The organism is uncultured Intestinibacter sp., from assembly GCF_902468165.1.
Lineage (GTDB): Bacteria > Bacillota > Clostridia > Peptostreptococcales > Peptostreptococcaceae > Intestinibacter.
In genome coordinates this window covers 38,297-62,797 of record NZ_CABQXJ010000006.1, presented here as the reverse complement: position 1 = coordinate 62,797, position 24,501 = coordinate 38,297, and the positions used below count along the sequence as shown (strand labels likewise).

Sequence of the window (24,501 nt, the reverse complement as noted above, 5' to 3'; positions counted from 1 at the left end):
ATAAACCATATCTATTACATTTTTATATGTTTTCTGCTAAGGTCATTGATGCAATATTTCTATAGCTATCATCAAATGTAATCATTTTTCCACTTTTTATAGCCATATCTTTTATTTCTTTATGTTTATTTATATCGCTAATACATTGTCTAATCTCATCGTCTATTTGTAGAATTTCATAAACTACAGTTCTACCTAAATATCCACTTCCATGACAATATTCACATGAATTATTTTCTCCATTACAGTATGGACATACCTTTTTAACTAATCTCTGCGCTATAACTCCAACTAATGATGCACTTATTAGATACAAGTCTACTCCCATATCTTTGAGTCTAGTTATTGATGAAACTGTATCATTAGTGTGTAATGTGCTGAGTACTAAATGCCCAGTTATGGACGCTCTTATAGCTATTTTTGCAGTTTCTGAATCCCTTATCTCTCCAACCATTATTACATCTGGATCTTGTCTCAACATTGCTCTTAAGCCTTTTTCGAAAGTTAATCCTACCTTTGAATTTACTTGTATTTGATTTATTCCATCCATCTTGTACTCTATAGGGTCTTCTATTGTTAGAATATTTCTCGAGATTTTATTTAAATCGTTTAATAGAGAGTACATTGTTGTGCTTTTTCCGCATCCAGTTTCACCTACAATTAATACTATTCCTGAATTATTTGATATCATTTGATTTATGATTTGTACGGCTTTTTGTGAAAAACCTATTTCTTCTTTCGTCTTAAAAAAATTATCTCTGTTTAAAATTCTGAGAACTGTCTTTTCTCCATAAGTTGTTGGAATTGTCGATGTTCTAATATCAATTAATTTATCTTTTATATTTATATCTGCTCGTCCGTCTTGGGGAAGTCTTTTTTCTGTAATATCAATTCCCGATTTTAGCTTTATAACTGATGTCAGTGGTATATGTAAATCAAGTGTATATCTGAATGCTTCATATAATTCTCCATCTACACGAAATCTGATTATGAGGTAATTATCAAAAGGTTCTATATGTATATCACTTACATTTTTAGACACAGCATTTTCTAATATTGTTTCAAAAATCTTATATGCATAATCTTCGTCTACTTCAATATTGTTTCCGTATGCTGCCTCGATTTCTTTAATTATTTGTTCTTCTGGATATTGTTTAAATTCAATATTTTTCCTTGTTATAATATTTAAATCTTGTATAGTGTTAAAATCAGCTCTACTTCCACCTACTACTAAGGTATCTCCATTTAATTCTATCGGTATTACTTTATATTTTCTTGATATTTTTTCTGGAATAATAGATAATAAATTACTTGATATCAATAGCTTCACTCCTCATTTCTAAATTTATTAATTGGATTATGTACTAGAAAAATACATTGTATTCATTATTTTGGAAATTTATTACTTTAATTTATACTGAATTGAAAATATCTTATAAAATGCAGCTTTCTCACAAGTATATACTTATAATTTATTAATAATACAAAACAAAAAGGAACCCAAAGGTCCCTTTTTGCAAATCTGTCCGTTTCTATTTTTTATATTTTAATATTCGATTTATAATTTCATCTTTTAATAATTCCACCTTATTAAAATCCATAGCAGGTACATAATAATCTTCAACTATATCATGGTTAAATTTAGCTCGTTTCAAGTTCGAAATAGCGTTATTCATTAAATAATCAACTAAATCTTTATCAATTTTCACATCATCTATATATTTCTTTAATTTATCTTCATCTATACATGTATTTAAGTCAATTTCCTTTTTATCCTTAAATCTAGCACTAGTCGTAACAGCTAAATCTAAAGTTGGAATATATACAGCTTGCAATTTATCTATTATCAATGGAAAATGATAAACTTCAACATCTAATCCTTTTTGTTGTGCTCTAGTATAAACAGCCTCTAGTAATGTAGTTTTTCCGCTTCCTATTTCTCCTTCTAGATAATATATATTTTCAACTCCATCAAAAAGACTATCTGAATAATCTAAATATCCTATTGGCGTTATTGCTGAACCAAATAAATGTCTTACATATGCTTTCTTTCCGCTAAATTCTACATCAGCAAATATTTTTTCAAGAAATTCATCTGTTACTTTACTTAATTTTGATAAGTCTATGCACTTTGAAATTTTTGATTCTACATCTATATAAATAGGTTCTGCTGATTTTAAAAATCTAAATGCTCTTTGGAAACATTCACTTATATCTTCATTACAAGCTTTTATTTTATCTCTATTTTGTTCTATTTTTTCTACATCCCAAAACTCACCAAAATTTAATATTTCATCAATAGCACCAGGTGTTTTAGGATCTACAGTATGAGGTGCAGTTGCATCTATCATAACAACATTGAGTTCTTTTATTACTATTCCGTCTAATGAGCTAGGGTCAGATGAACAATAATGTAGCTCTACATCATATCCCATCTTATTAAATTCCTTAGATATTTTTTTCATAAAAGATGATTTTCCAACGCCTGGACCACCTTTTAAGCAAAAAATTCTATTTACATCTTGTGGTATTATATAATCAAAAAATGAATAAAATCCATTTGCTGTATTTCCCCCTGGAAACATCTTTCTTATTTTGCCTGTCATAAACAGCCCCCCTAAAAAAAATTCTATATTAAGATATTTATTTAGTTTGATTTTTGTTACAAAAAAATAAACCTATGCCGAAAATTTTTCAAATAATTTCATCATAGGTTTAAAATACATTAAGATTTTATTGTTGTGATCAACTAATAAATATAAGTAGTAGTCAAAATTAGTCTACTGTTACTTCATATCCATGTTTATTATATTGATTAACTATTTCGTTCCAAACATCTTCTACACCAGTTTTCTTGCTTGAAGATATAGGAATTATTTTTTCTTCTTTTTCTAATTGTAATTTCTTTCTTATTACGCTCATGTGTTTTTGGTATTGCCCTTTAGATATTTTATCTGCTTTTGTAGCTATTACAACACATTCATATCCAAAGTGTTTTATCCATTCATACATCATAACGTCATCATTTGTTGGTTCATGTCTAATATCAACTAATAAGAAAATAGCACATAATTCTTCTCTATCTCCTAGATAAGTTTCCATTATATTTCCCCATTTGTCTTTTTCTGATTTTGCAACCTTTGCATATCCGTATCCTGGAAGGTCAACAAAATAGAATTCATTGTTTATTAAATAGAAGTTTATAGTTCTAGTTTTCCCTGGAGTCTGACTAGTTCTTGCAAAGTTTCTTCTATTTAATAATGCATTTACACAAGAAGATTTCCCAACGTTAGATCTACCAACTAATGCTATTTCTGGTAGTCCCTCTGCTGGATATTGATGTCTTTTTGTTGCACTCATTTTTATTTCTGTACTTCTAATTTTCATTTCTGTCACCATCTTTTACTAGAGCTTGCTCTAATACCTCGTCTAAATGTTTAACTAATACAAATTCCATTTGATCTTTTACGTTTTGTGGTATTTCATCTAATTGAGCTTCACAATCTTTTGGAAGTAATACCTTTTTGATTCCTGCTCTATGTGCTGCAAGTAATTTTTCTTTTATTCCACCAACAGGTAATACTCTACCTCTTAAAGTTATCTCACCAGTCATAGCAACATCACATCTTACAGGTATATTAGTTAATGCTGAAATTACAGCAGTAGCCATTGTTACACCAGCAGATGGTCCATCTTTTGGTGTTGCTCCTTCTGGAATGTGTATATGGATATCTTTAGTTTTGTAGAAGTCTTCAGGTATGTTGAATTTATCTGAAATTGATCTGATGTAAGAAATTGCTGTTTTAGCAGATTCTTTCATTACATCTCCTAATTGACCAGTTAATACAACTTGTCCCTTACCTTTTAGTACATTAACTTCTACGTTTAAAGTTACTCCACCAACAGCAGTCCATGCAAGCCCTGTAACCATACCAATTTCTGGTTTAATACCAGCTAAATCAAATGTATATTTGTCTTTTCCTAGATATTCTTCTAGGTCTTCTTTTGTAACCACAACTTCAGTTAAAGTTGGGTCTTCTACATATTTTTTAGCTATCTTTCTGCATATTTTGCCGATAGTTCTTTCTAGAGTTCTGACACCAGCTTCTCTAGTGTAGTAATTTATAATATCTCTCATAGTCTCGTCATCTATTTTTACAAATCCTTCTTCAAGACCATTTTCTTCGATTTGTTTTTTAAGTAGATATTTTTGAGCTATGTTTAATTTTTCTTCTTCTATATAACCAGATAATTCGATTATTTCCATTCTATCAAGTAATGGACCTGGTATTGTACTTAAACTATTTGCTGTAGTTATAAATAAGATTTTAGATAAATCAAATGGTATTTCTAAGTAATGGTCTACAAAGTTTTTATTTTGTTCTGGGTCTAAGACTTCTAACATTGCAGATGCAACATCACCTTTATAATCAGATGCCATTTTATCTATTTCATCTAATAAGAATACAGGGTTCTTAGTTTGAGCTTCTTTTACGCCATTTATGATTCTACCTGGTATAGCAGCAACATAAGTTCTTCTATGACCTCTTATTTCTGCTTCATCTCTAACACCACCAAGAGAAATTCTCACGAATTTTCTATTCATAGATGCGGCAATAGATCTAGCTATAGATGTTTTACCTACCCCTGGAGGTCCAACTAAACAGATTATTGGTCCTTTTAATGATTTAGATAAAGTTCTAACTGCTAAGAATTCTAGTATTCTCTCTTTAACTTTTTCCATACCATAGTGTTCATTATCTAAAACTTCTTTGGCTTTATTAATATCTAATTTGTCTTTAGTTTCTTTGTTCCATGGTAATGAGAATATCGTTTCTAAGTAGTTTCTGCTTACAGAAACATCTGGTGAAGCAGGTGATATTCTAGAGAACTTATCTATTTCTTTACTTATTTTTTCTTTTGTATCTTTAGGTGCTTTGATTTTTTTAAGTTTAATTCTGTATTCTTCTGCTTCAGAATTAATATCTTCTTCATCACCTAATTCTTTTTGTATAGCTCTAAGTTGTTCTCTTAAATAATATTCTTTTTGAACCTTATTCATTTGTTTCTTAACTCTTAGAGTTATTTTCTTTTCTATTTTTAATATATCTATTTCTTCTAAAAGGATTGAATATAAAAGCTCTAGTCTTTTTGCTATGTCAAACTCTTCTAGTATTTCTTGTTTTTGTTCTGGTTTTAAGTATATATTAGAAGCAATAGTATCAACAAATCTATCTGCATTTTCTATTTCTTCTAAAGATACTAGTATTTCTGGAGAAACTCTATTTCCTATGTTTATATATTCTTCAAAAGAGTCTAAAACATTTCTTACTAAAGCTTCTATTTCTATATCATTTTGAGTTGTAGTTTCATTATATATTATTTCATCTACAACAGCTTCAAAATATCCTGCATCTTGGTTAACTTCTTTTATTTTACCTCTTGATATACCTTCTACTAAAACTCGTACAGTATCCCCAGGTAATTTTATCATTTGTTTTACCTTACAAATTGTTCCGACATGATAGAAATCTTCTTCTGTAGGTTCATCTATTTCTGCCTCTTTTTGAGAAGTTAAAAATATTAACTCATCAGCAAGCATAGCTTCATCTAAAGCTTTTAATGAAACTTCTCTACCTATATCAAAATTTAATATCATATATGGAAAAATTGCTAATCCTCTTAGAGGAATTAATGGTAATTTACGTTCTATTTTAGTGTATTTATTTTCCATAATTTCACTCCTTAAATTATTTATACAATTCTGCTGTCTTACTAAAAATCTTATAGACAATACACTAATTTCCCTAAATATATGTTTATATAATAATATATCTTAATGAAATTTTTATATTGCTTTTTATATTATATATTTACATAGTTTAATTTTCAACATAAATACAAATATACTACTATTTTTTACTTTTATTATCCAACCCTATTCATCAATAATTTAATGTTCAAAAAAAGGAGCTAAACAAGCTCCTTTTTAAATCCAATTTATATGCATATATATATTTAAAATATATATTTATTATGCACTTTCTTCTTGATTTTTAAGTACCATTACTGGTTCACTATCGCCTTCTACAGCTTTTTTAGTTACTATTACCTTTTTGATATCGTCTCTTGATGGAACTTCATACATGCTTTCCATCATAACACTTTCAACGATACTTCTAAGACCTCTAGCACCTGTATTTCTATCGATAGCTTTTTTAGCAATAGCTCTCAACGCTTCGTCTTCAAACTCTAACTCTACATTATCTAGCTCTAATAATTTTTTATATTGTTTTACTAAAGCATTTTTTGGCTCTTGTAATATTCTCATTAGTGCATCTTCATCTAGTAGTTCTAATGTTGCAACAACAGGTATTCTACCTATAAATTCTGGTATTATACCGAATTTAAGTAAATCTTCTGGTAGAACTTTTGAATATATTTTTCCTAAATCTATATTCTTTTTACTTTCTATTTTTGCTCCAAATCCAAGAGTTTTAGTTTCCCCACGTCTTTGAATTATTTTTTCTATTCCATCGAAGGCTCCACCTAGAATAAATAATACGTTTGTTGTATCTATTTTAAGAAATTCTTGATGAGGATGCTTTCTTCCACCTTGTGGTGGAACATTTGCAACTGTTCCTTCAAGTATTTTTAATAATGCTTGTTGAACACCTTCACCACTAACATCTCTAGTGATAGATGGATTTTCTGATTTTCTTGCTATTTTATCAATTTCATCTATATAGATTATGCCTCTTTCTGCTTTTTCTATATCGAAATCAGCAGCTTGGATAAGTTTTAATAAAATATTTTCAACATCTTCTCCAACGTAACCAGCTTCTGTTAAAGATGTAGCATCTGCCATAGCAAAAGGAACATTTAATGTTTTTGCTAATGTTTGAGCTAATAAAGTTTTACCAGAACCTGTAGGTCCTAATAAAAGTATATTACTCTTTTGAATTTCTATATCTTTAGAAGTTGCTTTTTTGCTGTAAATTCTCTTGTAGTGATTATATACAGCTACTGATAATATTTTTTTAGCTCTTTCCTGACCTATGACATAATCATTTAAGATTTCCATCATTTCTTTAGGTTTTGGCAGAGATAGAGTATCTTCTTCTAAAGTTTCTTCCATCTCTTCTTGTATTATTTCATCACAAAGCTCAACACATTCATCACATATATAAACGTTTGGCCCTGCAATTAATCTTCTAACTTGATCTTGAGTCTTTCCACAGAATGAACATTTTAATTGTCTTTTATCTTCATATTTTGACATATTAAGCACCTCTTCCTAAAACTACGCTCTTTCTTCAATTACTTCTTTTCTATTACTTCATCGATTAGACCGTATTCTTTTGCTTCTTGAGCACTCATAAAGTTGTCACGTTCTGTATCTTCTTGTATTTTTTCTATTGGTTGCCCAGTTCTCTCAGAAAGAATTTGATTTAGTCTTTCTCTTATTTTTAGAATCCATTTAGCATGGATTTCTATGTCTGTAGCTTGACCTTTTGCTCCACCTAAAGGTTGGTGTATCATTATTTCGCTGTTTGGTAATGCAAATCTTTTTCCTTTTGCCCCTGCATTTAATAAGAATGCACCCATTGAAGCAGCCAAACCTATGCATATAGTGCTAACGTCTGGTTTTATATATTGCATAGTATCATATATAGCCATACCAGCTGTTACACTACCACCTGGAGAATTTATATATAGATGTATATCTTTATCTGGATCTTCAGCCTCTAAAAATAATAACTGTGCTACTACTAAACTAGCTGTAGTGTCATTTACTTCATCACTTAAGAATATAATTCTATCTTTTAAAAGTCTAGAATATATATCATAGGCTCTTTCTCCCCTACCTGTTTGTTCTACTACTGTAGGTACTAATGCCATAATTCATACCCCCTCTATTCTTTGTGGATAAATTTGTAGTAGTTTATTAAAACTACTACAAATCAGATTTTATTTTATTATTATGCTATAACAGCATTTTCAACTAAGAAGTCTATAGTTTTTCTTATTCTTAATTGACCTTTTATATCTTCTAAATCAGATGGTTTTAAAGCTTCTTTTATTTGAGCTAATGTCATGTTGTAAGCTTCTGCCATTTTAGCAGCTTCTGCTTCAACTTCTTCTTCAGTTACTTCTACGTTTTCTGCTTTAGCTATTGCATCTATAACTAATGAAGCTTTAACTGATTTTTCAGCATCTTCTTTCTTTTCATCTCTTAATTCTTGCATAGATTTACCAGTCATTTCTAATAATTGTTCTACGCTGAATCCTTGGTATTGTAAAGAGTAGTTAAGTTCCATTATAGAGTTATCTATTTGAGCATTTACCATAGTTTCTGGAACTTCTATTTCTGTGTTAGCAACAACTGCATCTACAACAGCGTTTCTTTCTTCACCTTTAGCTTTTGCAGCAGCTTCTTCTTCAGCTTTAGCTTTAACGTCAGCTCTTAATTCTGCTAAAGTATCGAATTCAGTAGTATCTTGAGCGAACTCATCGTTTAATTCTGGTAATTCTTTAACTTTTACTCCATTTACTTTAACTTTGAATACAACTGGAGCTCCAGCTAAATCTTCTGCATGGTAGTCAGCTGGGAAAGTAACGTTAACGTCAACTTCTTCTCCTGCTTTTTTACCTACTAATTGATCTTCGAATCCTGGTATGAATGAACCTGAACCTATAACTAAGTTGTGTCCTTCAGCTTTTCCACCTTCGAAAGCTACACCATCTTTGAATCCTTCGAAGTCTATGTTAGCAGTATCTCCATTTTCTATTTCTTTATCTGAATCTACTAATCTAGAAGCTCTTTCTTGTAATTCGTTTAATTTAGCATCTACTTCTTCTTCAGTTACATTATAGTCAACTTTAGCTACTTCTATACCTTTGTATTGACCTAATTCGAATTCTGGTTGAACTTCAACTTCAACAACTAATACTAATCCGTTGTCTTTGCTTATTTCTTCAACATCTATGCTTGGTCTGTCTATTGGAGCTAATTGTAACTCATCTAATGCACTTGGGTATACTTCTGGGAATACTATATCTATAGCTTCTTCGTAGAATACTCCTTTTCCGTAGTTGTTTTCTATTATTCTTCTAGGTGCTTTACCTTTTCTGAATCCTGCTATGTTAAATCTTCCTTTATTTTTATTGTAAGCTTTGTTTATAGCAGCTTCAAATTTGTCGTTGTCTATAGTTAATTTGAAATTTACAACGTTACCTTCTTTTTTAATTAATTCTGCTTTCATCTAACTTTATCCTCCTAAATATATATGTAATCATTTTAGAATAATTTTAAATTTAATTCTAATAAATATCTAACTCTTTAATTATATCACAACCATTTTTTTATTTACAAGTGTTCCATAGAATTAGAGGGTTTATATTTTTAGCCTTTCATAGGTAATTTCTCCATTTTCTACATCTAATATACCAATACCTTTGCTTGAACCGCCTCTAGGTAAAGATGTACTTCCTGGATTAATAAATATAATACCGTCTTTTTCTTTATAATATGGTACATGTGAATGGCCAAATATTACTATATCAGCTTCTTTATCTTCTGCTCTTTTTTGCAGCTCATCTAAAGAATACTTTATTCCATAATTGTGTCCATGGCAAACAAGAACTTTTTTGTCCTCAGCCATAAACGTCTCCTCATCCTTCCCTGGATCAGAATAAAAATCACAGTTGCCTTTTACAGCAACAACTGGTACATCAGTCACAGCCTCTAGATAGTAAGAATCATCTATATTATCTCCTGCATGAACAATCAAGTCGCAATATTTTAAGTACGGAATCGCTTTGTCCATTGCCGCTGTGAATCTATGAGTATCACTAACTATTCCTATTCTCATTATTATCCACTACCTTTATATTATTTATCTTCCTACTCTTCTTGATAATTCTTCTTTCATTAATTGTAGTGCGTTTGCTCTGTGGCTTATAGCATTTTTTATAGTTGCTGGCAATTCAGCAAATGTTTTATTGTATTTGTTTACTATAAATAAGTTATCGTATCCAAATCCATTGCTTCCCTTTTCTTCAAATCCTATAGTTCCTTCGCAAGTTCCTCTAACAACGAATTCTTTTCCATCTGGGAATACTACCGCTATACAACAAACAAATCTAGCATTTCTTTGGCTCATAGGTGTATTTCCTAATGATTTTAATAGTTTTGCTCTATTTTCTTCATCAGTAGCATTTTCTCCTGCATATCTAGCAGAATATATGCCTGGTTTTTTACCTATTGCATCAACTTCAAGGCCAGAATCATCAGCTATAGTTATCATTTTTGTTCTTTTTGCAACTTCTCTAGCTTTTATTAAGGCATTGTGTTCAAATGTTTTACCATTTTCTTCGATTTCTAGTCCACCAAGGTCGACATCTTTCAATGAATATATATTATAATCTAAGTCCTTTAATATGTCACCTATTTCTTCTAATTTGTGTGTATTTCCTGTAGCTATAACTACGTCATTACCATAATCCACACCTAGAATCTCATCAGCTATTTCACCTAAAGCTTCCCTTTGAGCTTTTAGTAACATTTTATTACCTTTTTCTCCTAGCTCTAGAAGTTTTTCTAAATCTTTTCTTGAGAAAGGACATTCTTCCCCTGTTCCTTGTAACTCAACAAATTCACCTTTATCAGTCATTATTATGTTCATATCTACTTGTGCTTTTGAATCTTCTTCATAACATAAGTCAAGTAAATATTCTCCATCTACTATACCAACACTTATTGCTGATACAAAGTTTCTAACTGGCATATGTTTTATTACTTTATCTTTATGTAATTTATTTATAGCGTCTAATACAGCTACAAATGCCCCTGTGATTGATGCTGTTCTAGTACCACCATCTGCTTGTATTACATCACAATCTATCCAGATAGTTCTCTCTCCCAATTTTTCTAAATCAATTACTGACCTAATAGCCCTACCTATTAATCTTTGTATTTCTTGACTTCTACCATCTATTTTACCTCTAGATGCATCTCTTATTTTTCTTTGTTGAGTCGATCTAGGTAACATAGAATACTCTGCATTTATCCATCCAGTTCCTGTGTTTCTTAGAAAGGGAGGAACCTTATCCTCTATAGATGCATTACATAATATTTTTGTATCACCCATTTCTATAAATACAGACCCCTCTGCATATTTTGTATAATTTCTAGTTATTTTTAAATCCCTAATTTGATCAAACTCTCTACCATCAATTCTAGTCATGTTTTTTCCTTTCTAAAATCAAATACTTCTCTTGAATATTAAATTCGTAAATTCCGTTAAATAACTTCATTCTCTAAATAATTCTATCACTACTTTGACTAATTTACTACATTTATAAGGTAAAATCAACTTTTATATAAGGATGATGAAGTTATTAACGGACGTTTTTGATTAATTTTATAAATTACTTAAAACCTCTTCGTTAGTTTTTAAATTTATTAATTGTAAAAATTTATCTTCGTCTATAACTTTTATGCCTAAATCATTAGCTTTTGTCAGTTTAGAGCCGGCTTCTTCACCTGCTAAAACGAAAGATGTAGATTTACTTACACTTGAAGTAGCCTTTCCACCTCTTTGTTCTATCATTTCTTTAGCATCATTTCGTTTTAATGTTGGAAGAGTTCCAGTTAAAACTATCTTCATTTTTTCAAATATTTTCGGTATATCTTCATTTCCTGATTCAATTAATTTAGTATTTACCCCTGCAGCTTTTAGTTTGTCTATAACTGATATATTTTTTTCTTCTTTAAAGAACTCTACTACACTATCTGCCATAGTTTGACCAAACTCTTCTAGGTTTATTAATTCTGATTCTGTTGCATTCATTAATTTATCTAAATCTTTAAATTCACTTGCTAATATTTTTGCAGCTTTTGTTCCTATTAGTTTTATACCTAGTCCATTTATAAATCTCCATAAATCATTTTCTTTTGATTTTTCTATGGCATTGATTAAATTAGTCGCTGATTTATCACCCATTCTCTCAAGAACTGATATTTGTTCTTTTTTAAGGTAATATAAGTCCGCTATATCTTTTATTAATCCTTCTTTTAATAATAAAGTGATTATAGATTCTCCTAATCCGTCTATGTCCATAGCTTCTCTAGATGCAAAATGGATAATTCCTCTTCTAATTTGTGCAGGACAAGATATATTTATACACTTAACTGCTGCTTCTCCTTCTAGTCTAACTGTAGGCTCACCACATACTGGACATTCTTCTGGCATGTTAAATGTTATTTCATCACCTGTTCTTTTCTCTTTTATAACTTCAACTACTTGTGGTATTATGTCCCCTGCTTTTTGAACTAATACTGTATCGTTTATTTTTATATCTTTTTCATTTATATAATCTTCATTGTGAAGTGTTGCTCTACTTACTGTTGTTCCGGCAAGTCTTATCGGTTCTAAAACTGCTGTTGGCGTTATTGTTCCAGTTCTACCAACTTCCACAACTATATCTAATAATTTTGTTTGTTTTCTTTCTGCTGGGAATTTATATGCAATTGCCCATCTTGGACTTTTCGCAGTATAACCCATTTGCTCTCTTTGAGCTAGGTTATTTACTTTTATAACCATTCCATCTATTCCAAATTCTAAATCTTCTCTATGATCAGTCCAATATTTTATATGTTCTATTACTTCATCCATAGTCTTGAATACTTTAAAATCTGGGCTTACTGAGAAACCTAATGTTTTTAAGTATTCTAATGATTCGCTATGTGTTTTAAATTGTTTAGAATTCATATCCTCTAAGTTAAATATAAATATATCTAGAGGTCTTTTAGCTGTTAATTTAGAATCTAGTTGACGTAAAGACCCCGCAGCTAAATTTCTTGGATTGGCATATAAAGGTTGGTCTTGTTCTTCTTGGATTTTATTTATTGCTTCAAAATCCTTTTTAGATATATAAACCTCTCCTCTTACTGTAAGTTCGTCTTTTTCATCTATATTAAGAGGTATATTTTTTATAGTCATTAAGTTTTTAGTAATATCTTCTCCAACAGTACCATTTCCTCTTGTAGCACCATTTTCAAATATTCCATTATTGTAATTAAGTCCTACTGATAGACCATCTATTTTAAATTCAACTACATATTCAACATCTTGCCCTACTGCATCTCTAACTCTTGAGTCAAAATCTTTTAAATCTTCCCATGAATATCCATTAGAAAGACTAAGCATCGGTATTTTATGTACAACTTGTTCAAACTTGTCTAATGGTTTCCCACCAACTCTATTTGATGGTGAATCATTTCTTTTTAATTCTGGATTTTCTTCTTCTAACTTGATTAATTCTTTCATTAAATTATCATATTCAAAATCTTCTATCTCTGGTGAATCTTGATTATAATATTTGTCATTGTGATAATTTATTAAATTTATCAATTCTTCAATTCTCTTTTGAGCACTCATACATTAAACTCCTTAACTTTTTATATAATCATAGTATTATCTAAATTCTACTTTTTTAATGCTAATATTAAATTAATAATATAAGATTATTTTTTAACTAAATATAAATTAGTCTTATTTATATTATCATAAATTTGTAGATTATTTTATAACCCAAGAAAAATTATCTTTATTTAAAAACTCTATTTTTTAATATCCTCTTTCTATATTTACTATATTATCTACTTGTTTGCCTTCTTTATATTTTTTTAAATTAGAATACATTAATTTCTCTACTCTTATATCATTTTTATCAGATACCCAACAATTATGAGGTGTAACAATTACATTGTCAGCATCCCATAGTGGGCTTTCTTTTGGAAGTGGCTCTTGTTCAAATACGTCTAATGCAACACCCTCAAATTTATCTAGATATTTTATTAAATCTTCTTCGTTGACGATTTTTCCTCTTCCAACATTTATAAAGCTAGAACCTTGTTTCATTAATTCAAATTTATCCTTATCAATCATTCCTATTGTATTTTCTGTGCAAGGCATTGTACTAACTACTACATCGCAGTTTTTAAATATTTCATTTATTTGATTTTTTCCAAAGCATCTATCAAAATATTCTACTTCACGTCCATTAGTATTGTACCCCCATATTTCCACTCCAAATCCATTAAGTCTTTTTGCAGCTTCTACAGCAATTGTTCCTGTTCCCAAAAAGCCAATTCTACTTCCATAAAGTTCACTTATTCCAAAATCCATATGCCAAACTTTATCTTGCTGTTGTTTATAAAGCATTTTAGATTTTTTATATATTTCTAATATGCACATAACTATCCACTCTGACATAGGTATGCTATATCCACCTCTGTTGTTAGTTACTTGTATATTTTGTTTTATGACTTTTTCTTTTGGTAATTGATCAAATCCTACACTTGTAAGCATTATATATTTTAAATTTTTCATTTTTGATATATCTAATCTTTTAAAAGGATTATAAGTGACTAATATATCTGCATCATCTACTTCTTCACAATTTTTGATTTTCGATTCAGATATTCTTATAATCTCATATCCTAGACTTTTTATTTTTTCTAATTGTTCGTCACTAATTTTTACAGTAATTAAAACTTTCATAATTATTATCCCCTTTCTATAGTTAATTTAATTATAATCAAAAAAAAATTGAGATACATATATCTCAAAACATTAAATATAATATTATTTTATTTTAAATTTATAGTTATTATTCATTTTTTATTATTTAATATCTTCACATATAACTTCTCCTGATTCTATATCGTACATAGCTGAAATGATTTTTAACTTATCTTGCTTTTCTAATTCACTTAAAACTTCACTTTTTTTCAAACATTCTACACCATATTTTGCATTTAATACTTCTGCCTTTCGTTGGTCTTTTTCAGTTCCAATAGCTTCTGAAACTTTTTCAGTTATAGACTTTATATAACTGTGTCCTTGATTTCTTACTGTTGCATCAACTGCTCCACAATGAGTATGTCCTAATACAACAATTAACTCAACTCCTAAATGTTCTGATGCATATTCTGCTGAACCTATTTCAAAATCTCCAATTATATTTCCTGCATTTCTTATAATGAATAATTCTCCCATACTTGCAGAAAAAATATGTTGTACTGGAACTCTAGAATCAGAACAAGTTATTATTGTTACATAAGGCTTTTGTCCCTTATTTTTTAATTCTTCACGCAGTTCCTGATGAAAAATTGATGGATTACTCTGACATTCTAAATAAAGTTTGCTACCTTTTTTTAATTTTTCTAGCGCTTCTAAATAATGCATACCATCTCTCCTTTTAATTATAATGTATGAAGTTTTTAAGTTTTTGCATTAATAAATTTAATTCCACAGCAAATTACAAATTCCTTTAAAATCTTATAATTTCTGCTTTTTAAAATTAATTTTTACCTATTAAAAAATCACATAAAAAATAGACCCTATATAAAAATAAGGTCTATTTCAAAGTTTATTATTTATGTTCTGCAAATTGTCCTTTAGATATTGCTTTTCTCTCTTCTTTTAAGTTGTATATTAATGTATTTAGTTTCCAGTCTATTGATACTTCTGTAACCATAGCAGTTAATGGTCTTCTTATTTTCATCTTTTTTAATCCATCTAAAAATCCAGAAACTCTAGTAGTCGGTATATTATTAAATATAATAGCTTTTTCACTCCATACTTCTTCATTATCATCAAGCATATTTCCGTCTAATATATCGTTTATTTTTGTATTTCCATTTTTGCTAGTTACAGCTATTCTATCTCTTATCCCAGCAAAATTGCTTACTGTTTTTATTGCTGCAAGTTCCTTAGCATTAAAATTAACTAATATCATGCAACTTCTATCATGTAAGTTTTGTTGTTCGTTTTCATTTATTTTTTTAAATGTCATAATTTATCTCCTTAAAATAAAAATTTATATTTTACTAACGTTGCTATTATCTGCAATTGTCGGTTTCTCTTTAATTTGAGCATGTGTCAATAATGTCAATATAGCACTTGTAATCAAAATAAAATAATATACTAATGCGCCATATAAAAGTACTGCATATCCCAATATTGATTTTGGAAATACGCCATTAAATATACTAAAAAATGTTATCTCATTAGCACCTATATTACCCGGAGTTGGTATAGGTGAAACAGCCATATATAAAAGTGTTTGTAAAGTTATTAAATAAACAAGATGATTTTGATTTAAATTAAATGATCTATATATCCAATAAGATATGCTAAAATACGCAGTAAGTTGGATTACTGTTAATACTGTTGTTTTAAATAATAACTTTTTATTTGTTATAAAAAATTTAACTGATATGCTGTATTCATCTATAAACTTATTTATTTTCTCTTCTTTATTTTTTAAAAACCCTAGAATTTTAAATTTTGAAATATGTTGTATTAAAAAACTACTTACAGCCTTTAGTTTTACAGGATTTAAAATTGCTAAAACTGCTATTAAAATGGTAAACGCATTTATTCCTAAACCAAGTATAACTAAAGATATTACCCCTAGTATTTGACTTTTTAATATTCCCATATTTAATACAAATAATACTGCACAGTATATAGTTACTACAGATTGATACAATAACGTTTTGTTTGTTATTATTCCTGTAGCTTCACCTAATGGAACTTTATATTTAGATAAAACATATATAAGCATAGGTTGGCTTCCAGATGCAAATGGTGTTACTAGGTTATAATAAAATCCCATACTAGCCAACTTAACGCCTAATAACTTTTCGTTTACTTTATATTGAGCATCAAGTATTTGTTTTAAAATTATTCCTTCTAAAATCATATATACTAAGATTGCACAGACTCCCATTACTATGTATTTTTTATTTATTATATCTTTTATTTTTTCTATAGAATTTATATCTAAATTTTGAAAAACTAAATAAACAGTAAAAATCATTAGAAATAATAGAAAACTATATTTTAATATTATATTCCTGTACTTCTTAAAAAACTCCATAATATTCTCCTCTTCACCCAATAAATATATTATATTGCTAATAAATAAAAATTTATTATATTTATGTATAAATATACTTTAAAGATTAATTATACCAAATATTTGTTTTACGGTTTATGATTAAAAATTATTTTTATTTCCTATAAATTTTGTACCTACTTTTTTACCTTCTAAAATATCATAAATTTTCTCAGGATGTTTTCCGTTAGTAATAATTGTATCAATACCTTGATTAACAGCTAATGTCGTAGCTTGTAATTTTGTTATCATTCCACCTCTTCCATGACTTGAACCTGATCCACCAGCAGATTCATATAACTTTTCATCAATACAATCTATTGTAGATATTAATTTTGCATCAGGAAATAAACGTGGGTCTTTGTTGTATAATCCATCAATATCAGAAAGAATTATTAATTTTGATGCCTGACATAATACTGCGACAACAGCTGACAACATATCATTATCACCAAATAATCTCTCTTCAGACTCGATTTCTGAATAACTGACAAAGTACACGCGAGCCTATCAAATGCTCTCAAATCACTCTTTCCATTTTCATTAGTTAATGTTGAAGTTCCAACCTTTACAACTACACGATTGTGATGCTTATTCATTTTCTACACCTCGATTATTTTTACTTATTATTCATACAAACTTATATTACTTATCTATAATTTTAGTGTAGCACTTAGTATATTATTGTAAAAGTGAATATTTATAATACTTAATATGATGATTTAAGATTTATAATTACTTATCTCCTGCTTAACCTCACTTCTAATATCTTCAAGGTCTTTTTTCTGATGCTCGCTCATTTTAAGTCCATAATTATTAGCCAATTCTAATATAATTTCACATTCATCATCTTCACACTGTAGCCATGCATAACTTAGTGCACCTTTTAATTCTTCACCATTTGACAATACTTTTGTGTCTTTATCATCTTCTATTAATTGTTTTTGAGTTTCTAACACATCTATATATCTAATCGCAAGTTCTTTTAGCTCTGGATTTTTAAAATCTAATTTTTTATATTTCTTTATTTTATCGATTTTCTGCTGTATAAATACGATTTGTTGGTCTTTTATTACTTTATCTTTTTCTTGTTGACTTAAATTATCAAAATCAACATCACTATAGTCTTTATCTAGCTCGGAATTGCTTATTAAAGCATATACATCATTTATAAATTCTTTATCATGGTAAGTTTTTTGTGTTTGGGATTCACTTTTTACATTGCTATTTTCAGTAGTTTTCTTAGTTGTCTTAATTTGACTAATACAACCGACTAATGTAGTTCCTAGCATAAAGACAAGCAATAAATTTATTACTTTTCTCATAAAAATCACCTCTCTTCATCAGTTTTAAAATATTTACAACCTCTTTCCTTAAATTCTCTAAAGTATAAAAATATCCTTCCTTTTTTAAACTACAATTACATACATAATTTCCTTGAAATTAAAAAAATTAGCTAAAAAACTTATTTAGCTAATTCCTTATTTTTATAATATATCCTGTTTTTTTGATATTTTTAATATATTTAAAAGTCTCTTCTTCGCCTTTTTCATCTAACATTACAAGTAAAAATTCTAACTCATCTGATGTCTCTTGATGAATTTGCATTCTACCTTTTGCTCTTAAAAAGTAGTCTAGTGGAGATCTATCTGTATATTTATCTCCCATATATATCTTGCTCGCTGCCACTCTATCACAAAACATCTCTATCAAATAATTCATAGGCATCTTCACTGGTTCTATAGTTCTAGTTTTAGTGTTATAATCCGTCCAGTATTCAAAGTGATGCTTGTTTCTACCTTTGTGATGCATCCATGCAGATGAATAACCCTTTGCTTCTCTTTCAGCTTCGTTTGGACTTCTAGTCCCCTGATAATACTTAGCCCCTACTATAAACTCATGAAAACTATATTTAGATAAATCATGCAGACATCCCTGCCATAAAATCCCTGCCTTAAAGCAATGTTTTATTACTTTATGCCTATGTTTAGTAATTGTGTTAAAGTGCTTACATGCGTTTATTATAAAACTGCTCAATAAAAAATCACACCTCCCATTTATTTTATTGTAATAGACAATTATTTATAATTTTCTCTCATATTATTATATTATTTTTTTATATAAATAATTTTACCATTCTTTTTGTATATTTTAAAATAAATTAAGGTTACAGTATTGAAAAAAATATTGCTAATTTCCAATTTATCGATATTTTATATATTAATTTTACAAAAGATATTATTTTTCTTTATTTTTCTTGATTAAATTACATTTTTATTAGATCTGCATTACAGCTCACCTAAATGTTACTATAAATTTATTATATTAAATTTTTTTAACAAAAAATCTGTTGTATTTTTTGCCAATTATTAATATAATATAGAAAAATAAAAAATTCCCTTGAAGGGGAGTAGCTTTCACACTGTGATAGTCAATCGTCATTTCGGATTTTATCCCGGTTGACTAGCGAGTACATAAACTTGTTAGCAAGACCTTCAAAGTAGATTTTAAATTTATTAATAATCTACTTGGAGGTCTTTTTTATTTGATAAATTTAATATTAGGAGGAATAAATATGTTTTATCAAAAAGATTCAGTTCAAGTTTTAAATGACTTAGATAGTAATTTGACTGGATTAACACAGGAGGAAGTAACATCGCGATTAAAAAATTATGGTCGTAATGTATTAAAAGAAAAACCAAAAACACCAACTTGGAAGTTATTTTTAGAAAGTTTCAAAGACCCATTAGTTATAATCTTGCTAGTTGCAGCAATGACACAAGTATTTTTAGGAGATACAGTTGAATCACTTATTATATTTGCAGTTTTAGGAATAAACGCAGTATTAGGAGTAGTTCAAACAAAAAAAGCAGATAGTTCACTAGATAGTTTAAAAAAATTATCAGTTCCAGAAGCAAAAGTAATTAGAAATAATGAGAAACTCACTATCTCGTCACAGGAATTAGTTCCTGGTGATATAGTACTTCTTGAGGCTGGGGATTATGTTCCTGCTGATGGTAGAGTTATCGAATCTCAAACATTAAAAGTTATTGAAGGAATGCTAACAGGTGAATCAGAACCAGTTTTAAAAAATGCTGATACTATAAATGAAGAAAGTTCACTAGGTGATCAAAAAAATATGGTATTTAGCGGTTCTATGGTTGTCTATGGTAGAGCTACTTATGTAGTTACTTCATGCGGTATGAATACACAAGTTGGTAAAATAGCAAACCTACTTGAAACTGCTGAAAATAAACAGACACCTCTTCAGCAAAAACTAGACGATTTCGGTAAAAAATTAGGAGTCGCAATAGTAATCTTAGCTACACTTATATTTGCACTAGAAGTTTTTAGAGGCGGCGATTTAATGAATTCGTTTATGTTTGCTATAGCAATTGCAGTTGCTGCAATACCAGAGGCCCTAACTTCTATTGTTACAATAGTTTTGGCATCTGGAACAAATACAATGGCAAAAAGACAATCTATAATTAGAAAATTACCTGCTGTTGAAACTTTAGGTTCAACAAGTGTCATATGTACTGACAAAACAGGTACCCTAACACAAAACAAAATGACAGTAGTTGAAACTTATCTTTATGGACCTGATAGCGATAAGTTCAATGGGTTTGATTATATAAAAGATTATACTAATACAAACTCTAACAATAATGAAAATACATCAGATGGCACTGAAATCGCTGTATGTGCTTGTGCAATACAAGAAAGATATTTAAGTTTATCTTCTATTCTTTGTAACGACTCAGATGTAAACGAAGAAGGAATAGAAATAGGCGACCCTACTGAAGTAGCTCTTATAAATTATGCAGAAAAATACGACGTAGATTATAAATCTATAAGAGAAAACTACACTAGAATATCTGAAATACCATTTGATAGTGATAGAAAACTTATGACTACTGTAAATTTAATAGATGATGAAAATATTATGTTTACAAAAGGTGCACCAGATGTAATATTTAAAAGATGTAAATACGCACTTAAATACGACGAAGTTGTAGAAATATCAGACGAAATTTTAGATGAATATAAAAAAATAAATGAAAACTTTTCAAATAGAGCTTTAAGAGTTTTAGCATTTGCTTATAAAAATGTATCTGATGAATTTAAACCTAGTTTAGATGATGAAAATAACTTAATCTTAATAGGTCTTATGGCTATGATAGATCCACCTCGTGAAGAAGTATTTGATGCAGTAAAAGAAGCCAAATCTTCTGGTATAAAGACAATAATGATAACTGGGGACCATAAAACTACTGCTGCTGCAATAGCTCGCGAAATAGGCATAATGGAAAAAGACGACCTAGCTCTTACTGGCCAAGAATTAGATTCTCTTACTGATGAGGAACTTGATAATAAACTTGAAAAAATATCAGTTTATGCTAGAGTTTCTCCAGAAAATAAAATAAGAATAGTCAAAGCATGGCAGAAAAAAGGCAAAGTAACAGCTATGACAGGTGATGGTGTAAATGATGCACCTGCTCTAAAACAGGCTAATATAGGAATTGGAATGGGAAGTGGTACAGAAGTTGCAAAAGATGCATCTGCAATGGTTTTAGTAGATGATAACTTCGCAACTATCGTAAATGCAATTGAAGTTGGTAGAACAGTTTATAATAATATTAAAAAATCAATTACTTATCTTTTCTCAGGAAATTTAGGCGGTATAATAGCAATATTATTCGCTGTGTTTGCTGGATGGGCAAATCCATTCACTACTATACAATTATTATTTATAAACTTGGTAACAGATTCTCTACCTGCAATTGCATTAGGTTTTGAAAAACCTGAAAAAGATACTATGAATAAACCACCTAGAGACCCTAACGAAAGTATTTTATGTAAAGATACATTGAAAGTAGTTCTTACAAGAGGTTCAATAATAGGTATAGTTACAATACTTGCTCAATATATAGGAATGCAGACATCAGATGCTTTAGGTGCAGCTATGGCATTTATAACAATTACATTGTCTAGAATAATACAAACATTTGCTGCACGTTCTAATAGCGAAACTATTCTTAGTTTGGGAGTTACAAGCAACAAATATGCACTAGGCGCAGTAATTATTTGTCTTGGAATGTTATCACTTACTTTCCTTCCTTTCATGAGAGGAATATTTGCAATACCATTGACATTTGAACTTAAAAACTTAGGTGTGTGTCTAGCTTTAGCAATAACTGCTGTAGGATGTATGGAAAGCAGTAAATTTGTTAAAACAAAATAATAATTAGAATAAATATAATCCTTTAGGAATACAGTTTAAGTGAGAAAGTAATTTATTTTCTCACTTATTTTTTTCTAAAAGATAATTTTGATATATTTATCAAATGAACAGGAGGTAATTTAATTGGCCAACTCTGAAAAAATTAAACATAGAAAAACAGGAATTGTCATAATTATAGCATCAATTTTAGTATTGATTATGCACATGTATATTTTATCAGCATTATTATTTTTACTTGGAATAATCGTTATTTTATCACCTTTTAAAACAGATACGATTGAATTGAACGGAACTTCTACTGATGATGAAGATTGTAAGTATCGAAATTGTAATGATTGTAATGATTGTGATGAAATAGATGATGAGTATTGTAATGAAGATAAAAATGACAGTGTCGATAATAAAGACGATATTGATAGTCAGATTGATATTTCTGAAGGTGAAGTCGATATTTTGCCAAGTGCTAAAACGGAAATTGAGACGAATGTTGATACTTTGTCAGGTACTGAAACAGAAATTGATCCAGATATCGATAATTTATCAAGCACTGAAATTAAAATTGAGCCGGATGTTTATGCTTTACCGAGTGATGAAACGGAAATTGAAACAGATATCGATACTTTACCAAGTACTGAAACAGAAATTGAGCCGGATGTTGATGTTTTGCCAAGCGATGAAACGGAAATTAAAGCAGATACTGAGGAAAATATAGATGATAATCCAATAGACTCAAGTAAAAAAGATGATATTGATGATTCTAAAAGCGAAGATGATAAGTAAGATGAGCATTAATTAGATTTTTATATAAGCTTAACTAACGATTTTAATAAACATTTTAATATTATACTAATTTAATCAATCAAATTAGGTCGCACTAAATTGTGCGACCTTTGTTTTTATATAAAATATTTTTATCTATATTTAGGTAGTGTATTAGCACCATGTGGTAATAATGCGACTTTCATGTTGTCGATTGAACCATTATTTAATTCTTTTGCTACTCTCAATGCTTCATCTAAAGTTTTAACAACGTGTATTTTTGTATTCTTAAATTTATCTGCTGGTATTTCAGTCACTAATATCATATTATATCTTTCTGCTGTATCAGAAAAATCAAATCCAACAAATCCACCTATTGAGAAGTCAGCTCTCAATGCTCTTTCTCTATCTTCCATATTTGTAAATTTAACAATTTGATCTTCACAATCTTGATTTCCAAATCCTTCACTACATTCTGATAGTATTATCATTGTTCCACCATCATCTATCATACTTTTAGAATTTGAAAGTGTTTTAGAAGTTTGATATAAGTTTATATCTTTTGGGAAACCGCCCGCACTAGCTATAACTAAATCTGCTCTTTCGTCAACATAAATACCGTCTATAGAATCTACTAATTCAGTTGCTGCTTTATGAGCTTTTATCCAATCTCCTGCAAATGCTGCTATTATTTGTTGGTCTGAATTTGCAACAACATTTAATAAATATGCTGGTTTTGCCATTGCCGCAGCTTCTTCTAAGTCATCATGGAATGGATTTTCTTTTGATAAATTTCCAGAATAAACATTTTCATTTATACCTTGTCCAAACCCAGGATTTAAGGCATTACAGTGGTTAGTATTTATAGTTTCTTTTCCTGCTATTCCAGGGACTAAGCTCTTTCTTCCTCCACCATAACCTGCTAAAAAGTGATACACTACTCCTCCAGTTAATATAATTTTATCTGCATCAATTGCATATTTATTTAACCATACTGGAGTTTTTCTAGATGTCTCACCCATATAAACTAAATGTTCTTTATCATCACATTGATGGTCTACTATTTTTAAACGTTTAAATAAATCTTCTCCTAATAATTCTTTATGTTCTGCGTCTGTTTGTATTCTATGAGTACCACAAGCAGATACGATGATTATATCTTCGTCTGCTATACCACATTTATTTAATCTATCAACTAATATTGGTAAATATGTAGGTATAGCTTGCCATTTTCTTGTTATATCAGATATTATTATTGCTACTTTGTCCCCTTTTTTAACTACTGTTGAAATATCTCCTGCTCCAATTGGATTATCTAAAGCATATTCTATATGCTCTTTTACACTTCTCTGTGGCAAATCCACAACATTAGACTCCAACTCGCAGGCAATTTGTGTTTCTGGTATATTTACTTCAAATTCAATATTACTATATTTCATAGTATGCATAAAATAACCCCTCCTCATATAAATGCCCATAGGCCTTCCCCTTTTTATAATAAGTTAATTTTATCACAAATTACT

The 24,501-nt window shown here is 29.2% G+C and carries 20 protein-coding genes; 2 read left to right on the top strand and 18 right to left on the bottom strand.

What is annotated here, in order from left to right; all coding sequences use genetic code 11:
- Positions 1-22 precede the first annotated feature (22 nt).
- From RDX53_RS02290 to RDX53_RS02210, 17 genes are all read right to left on the bottom strand, one after another.
- Positions 23-1,330 (bottom strand): GspE/PulE family protein, encoded by a 1,308-nt coding sequence (locus RDX53_RS02290; RefSeq protein ID WP_195929627.1) that lies wholly within the window; start codon positions 1,328-1,330, stop codon positions 23-25.
- A gap of 202 nt (positions 1,331-1,532) precedes the next feature.
- The gene (locus RDX53_RS02285) at positions 1,533-2,606 is read right to left on the bottom strand and encodes a PRK06851 family protein (protein ID WP_307993650.1); all 1,074 of its coding nucleotides are present in this window, start codon (positions 2,604-2,606) and stop codon (positions 1,533-1,535) included.
- A 169-nt stretch (positions 2,607-2,775) separates the two neighbouring features.
- Positions 2,776-3,387 carry a ribosome biogenesis GTP-binding protein YihA/YsxC gene (yihA, locus tag RDX53_RS02280; RefSeq protein WP_307993649.1) on the bottom strand — a complete coding sequence of 204 codons (612 nt, stop codon included), beginning with the start codon at positions 3,385-3,387 and terminating at the stop codon, positions 2,776-2,778.
- A complete protein-coding gene (gene lon, locus RDX53_RS02275; protein WP_307993648.1) occupies positions 3,377-5,734 on the bottom strand; it encodes an endopeptidase La in 2,358 nt (785 codons plus the stop codon). Before lon ends, yihA begins: the two co-directional genes overlap by 11 nt.
- Positions 5,735-6,034: 300 nt before the next feature.
- Positions 6,035-7,282 carry an ATP-dependent Clp protease ATP-binding subunit ClpX gene (gene clpX / locus RDX53_RS02270; protein ID WP_195929623.1) on the bottom strand — a complete coding sequence of 416 codons (1,248 nt, stop codon included), beginning with the start codon at positions 7,280-7,282 and terminating at the stop codon, positions 6,035-6,037.
- Between the two features lie 38 nt (positions 7,283-7,320).
- The gene (gene clpP / locus RDX53_RS02265; protein WP_195929622.1) at positions 7,321-7,902 is read right to left on the bottom strand and encodes an ATP-dependent Clp endopeptidase proteolytic subunit ClpP; all 582 of its coding nucleotides are present in this window, start codon (positions 7,900-7,902) and stop codon (positions 7,321-7,323) included.
- A gap of 80 nt (positions 7,903-7,982) precedes the next feature.
- The gene (tig, locus tag RDX53_RS02260) at positions 7,983-9,266 is read right to left on the bottom strand and encodes a trigger factor (protein WP_195929621.1); all 1,284 of its coding nucleotides are present in this window, start codon (positions 9,264-9,266) and stop codon (positions 7,983-7,985) included.
- A gap of 132 nt (positions 9,267-9,398) precedes the next feature.
- Entirely contained in the window at positions 9,399-9,875 is a 477-nt protein-coding gene (locus tag RDX53_RS02255) for a metallophosphoesterase (protein ID WP_195929620.1), read from the bottom strand.
- Positions 9,876-9,899: 24 nt separating this feature from the next.
- Complete coding sequence (rph, locus tag RDX53_RS02250; protein ID WP_195929619.1) at positions 9,900-11,249, bottom strand: ribonuclease PH; 1,350 nt, start codon at positions 11,247-11,249, stop codon at positions 9,900-9,902.
- A 177-nt stretch (positions 11,250-11,426) separates the two neighbouring features.
- Complete coding sequence (gene ligA, locus RDX53_RS02245) at positions 11,427-13,445, bottom strand: NAD-dependent DNA ligase LigA (RefSeq protein WP_195929618.1); 2,019 nt, start codon at positions 13,443-13,445, stop codon at positions 11,427-11,429.
- A gap of 189 nt (positions 13,446-13,634) precedes the next feature.
- Positions 13,635-14,570 carry a phosphoglycerate dehydrogenase gene (locus RDX53_RS02240; RefSeq protein WP_195931917.1) on the bottom strand — a complete coding sequence of 312 codons (936 nt, stop codon included), beginning with the start codon at positions 14,568-14,570 and terminating at the stop codon, positions 13,635-13,637.
- Between the two features lie 123 nt (positions 14,571-14,693).
- Entirely contained in the window at positions 14,694-15,257 is a 564-nt protein-coding gene (locus tag RDX53_RS02235) for a carbonic anhydrase (RefSeq protein ID WP_307993647.1), read from the bottom strand.
- Positions 15,258-15,444: 187 nt separating this feature from the next.
- Positions 15,445-15,867 (bottom strand): DUF3783 domain-containing protein, encoded by a 423-nt coding sequence (locus tag RDX53_RS02230; RefSeq protein WP_195931852.1) that lies wholly within the window; start codon positions 15,865-15,867, stop codon positions 15,445-15,447.
- A 24-nt stretch (positions 15,868-15,891) separates the two neighbouring features.
- Positions 15,892-16,956: a lysylphosphatidylglycerol synthase transmembrane domain-containing protein gene (locus RDX53_RS02225; RefSeq protein ID WP_307993646.1), complete on the bottom strand. Its 1,065-nt coding sequence runs from the start codon at positions 16,954-16,956 to the stop codon at positions 15,892-15,894.
- A 120-nt stretch (positions 16,957-17,076) separates the two neighbouring features.
- Entirely contained in the window at positions 17,077-17,475 is a 399-nt protein-coding gene (locus RDX53_RS02220) for a hypothetical protein (RefSeq protein ID WP_331606549.1), read from the bottom strand.
- 221 nt (positions 17,476-17,696) lie between these two features.
- Positions 17,697-18,299 (bottom strand): hypothetical protein, encoded by a 603-nt coding sequence (locus RDX53_RS02215; protein ID WP_307993645.1) that lies wholly within the window; start codon positions 18,297-18,299, stop codon positions 17,697-17,699.
- Between the two features lie 148 nt (positions 18,300-18,447).
- Entirely contained in the window at positions 18,448-19,011 is a 564-nt protein-coding gene (locus RDX53_RS02210) for a DUF5662 family protein (protein WP_195931877.1), read from the bottom strand.
- A 538-nt stretch (positions 19,012-19,549) separates the two neighbouring features.
- On the opposite strand from RDX53_RS02210, the gene RDX53_RS02205 reads away from it, so the two are divergent.
- Positions 19,550-22,219 (top strand): cation-translocating P-type ATPase, encoded by a 2,670-nt coding sequence (locus tag RDX53_RS02205; protein ID WP_195929977.1) that lies wholly within the window; start codon positions 19,550-19,552, stop codon positions 22,217-22,219.
- Between the two features lie 123 nt (positions 22,220-22,342).
- Complete coding sequence (locus tag RDX53_RS02200) at positions 22,343-22,999, top strand: hypothetical protein (protein ID WP_295572903.1); 657 nt, start codon at positions 22,343-22,345, stop codon at positions 22,997-22,999.
- Between the two features lie 131 nt (positions 23,000-23,130).
- Here the strand turns inward: RDX53_RS02200 and larA are convergent, their stop codons facing one another.
- The gene (larA, locus tag RDX53_RS02195) at positions 23,131-24,426 is read right to left on the bottom strand and encodes a nickel-dependent lactate racemase (RefSeq protein WP_295572906.1); all 1,296 of its coding nucleotides are present in this window, start codon (positions 24,424-24,426) and stop codon (positions 23,131-23,133) included.
- Between the last annotated feature and the right edge of the window lie 75 nt (positions 24,427-24,501).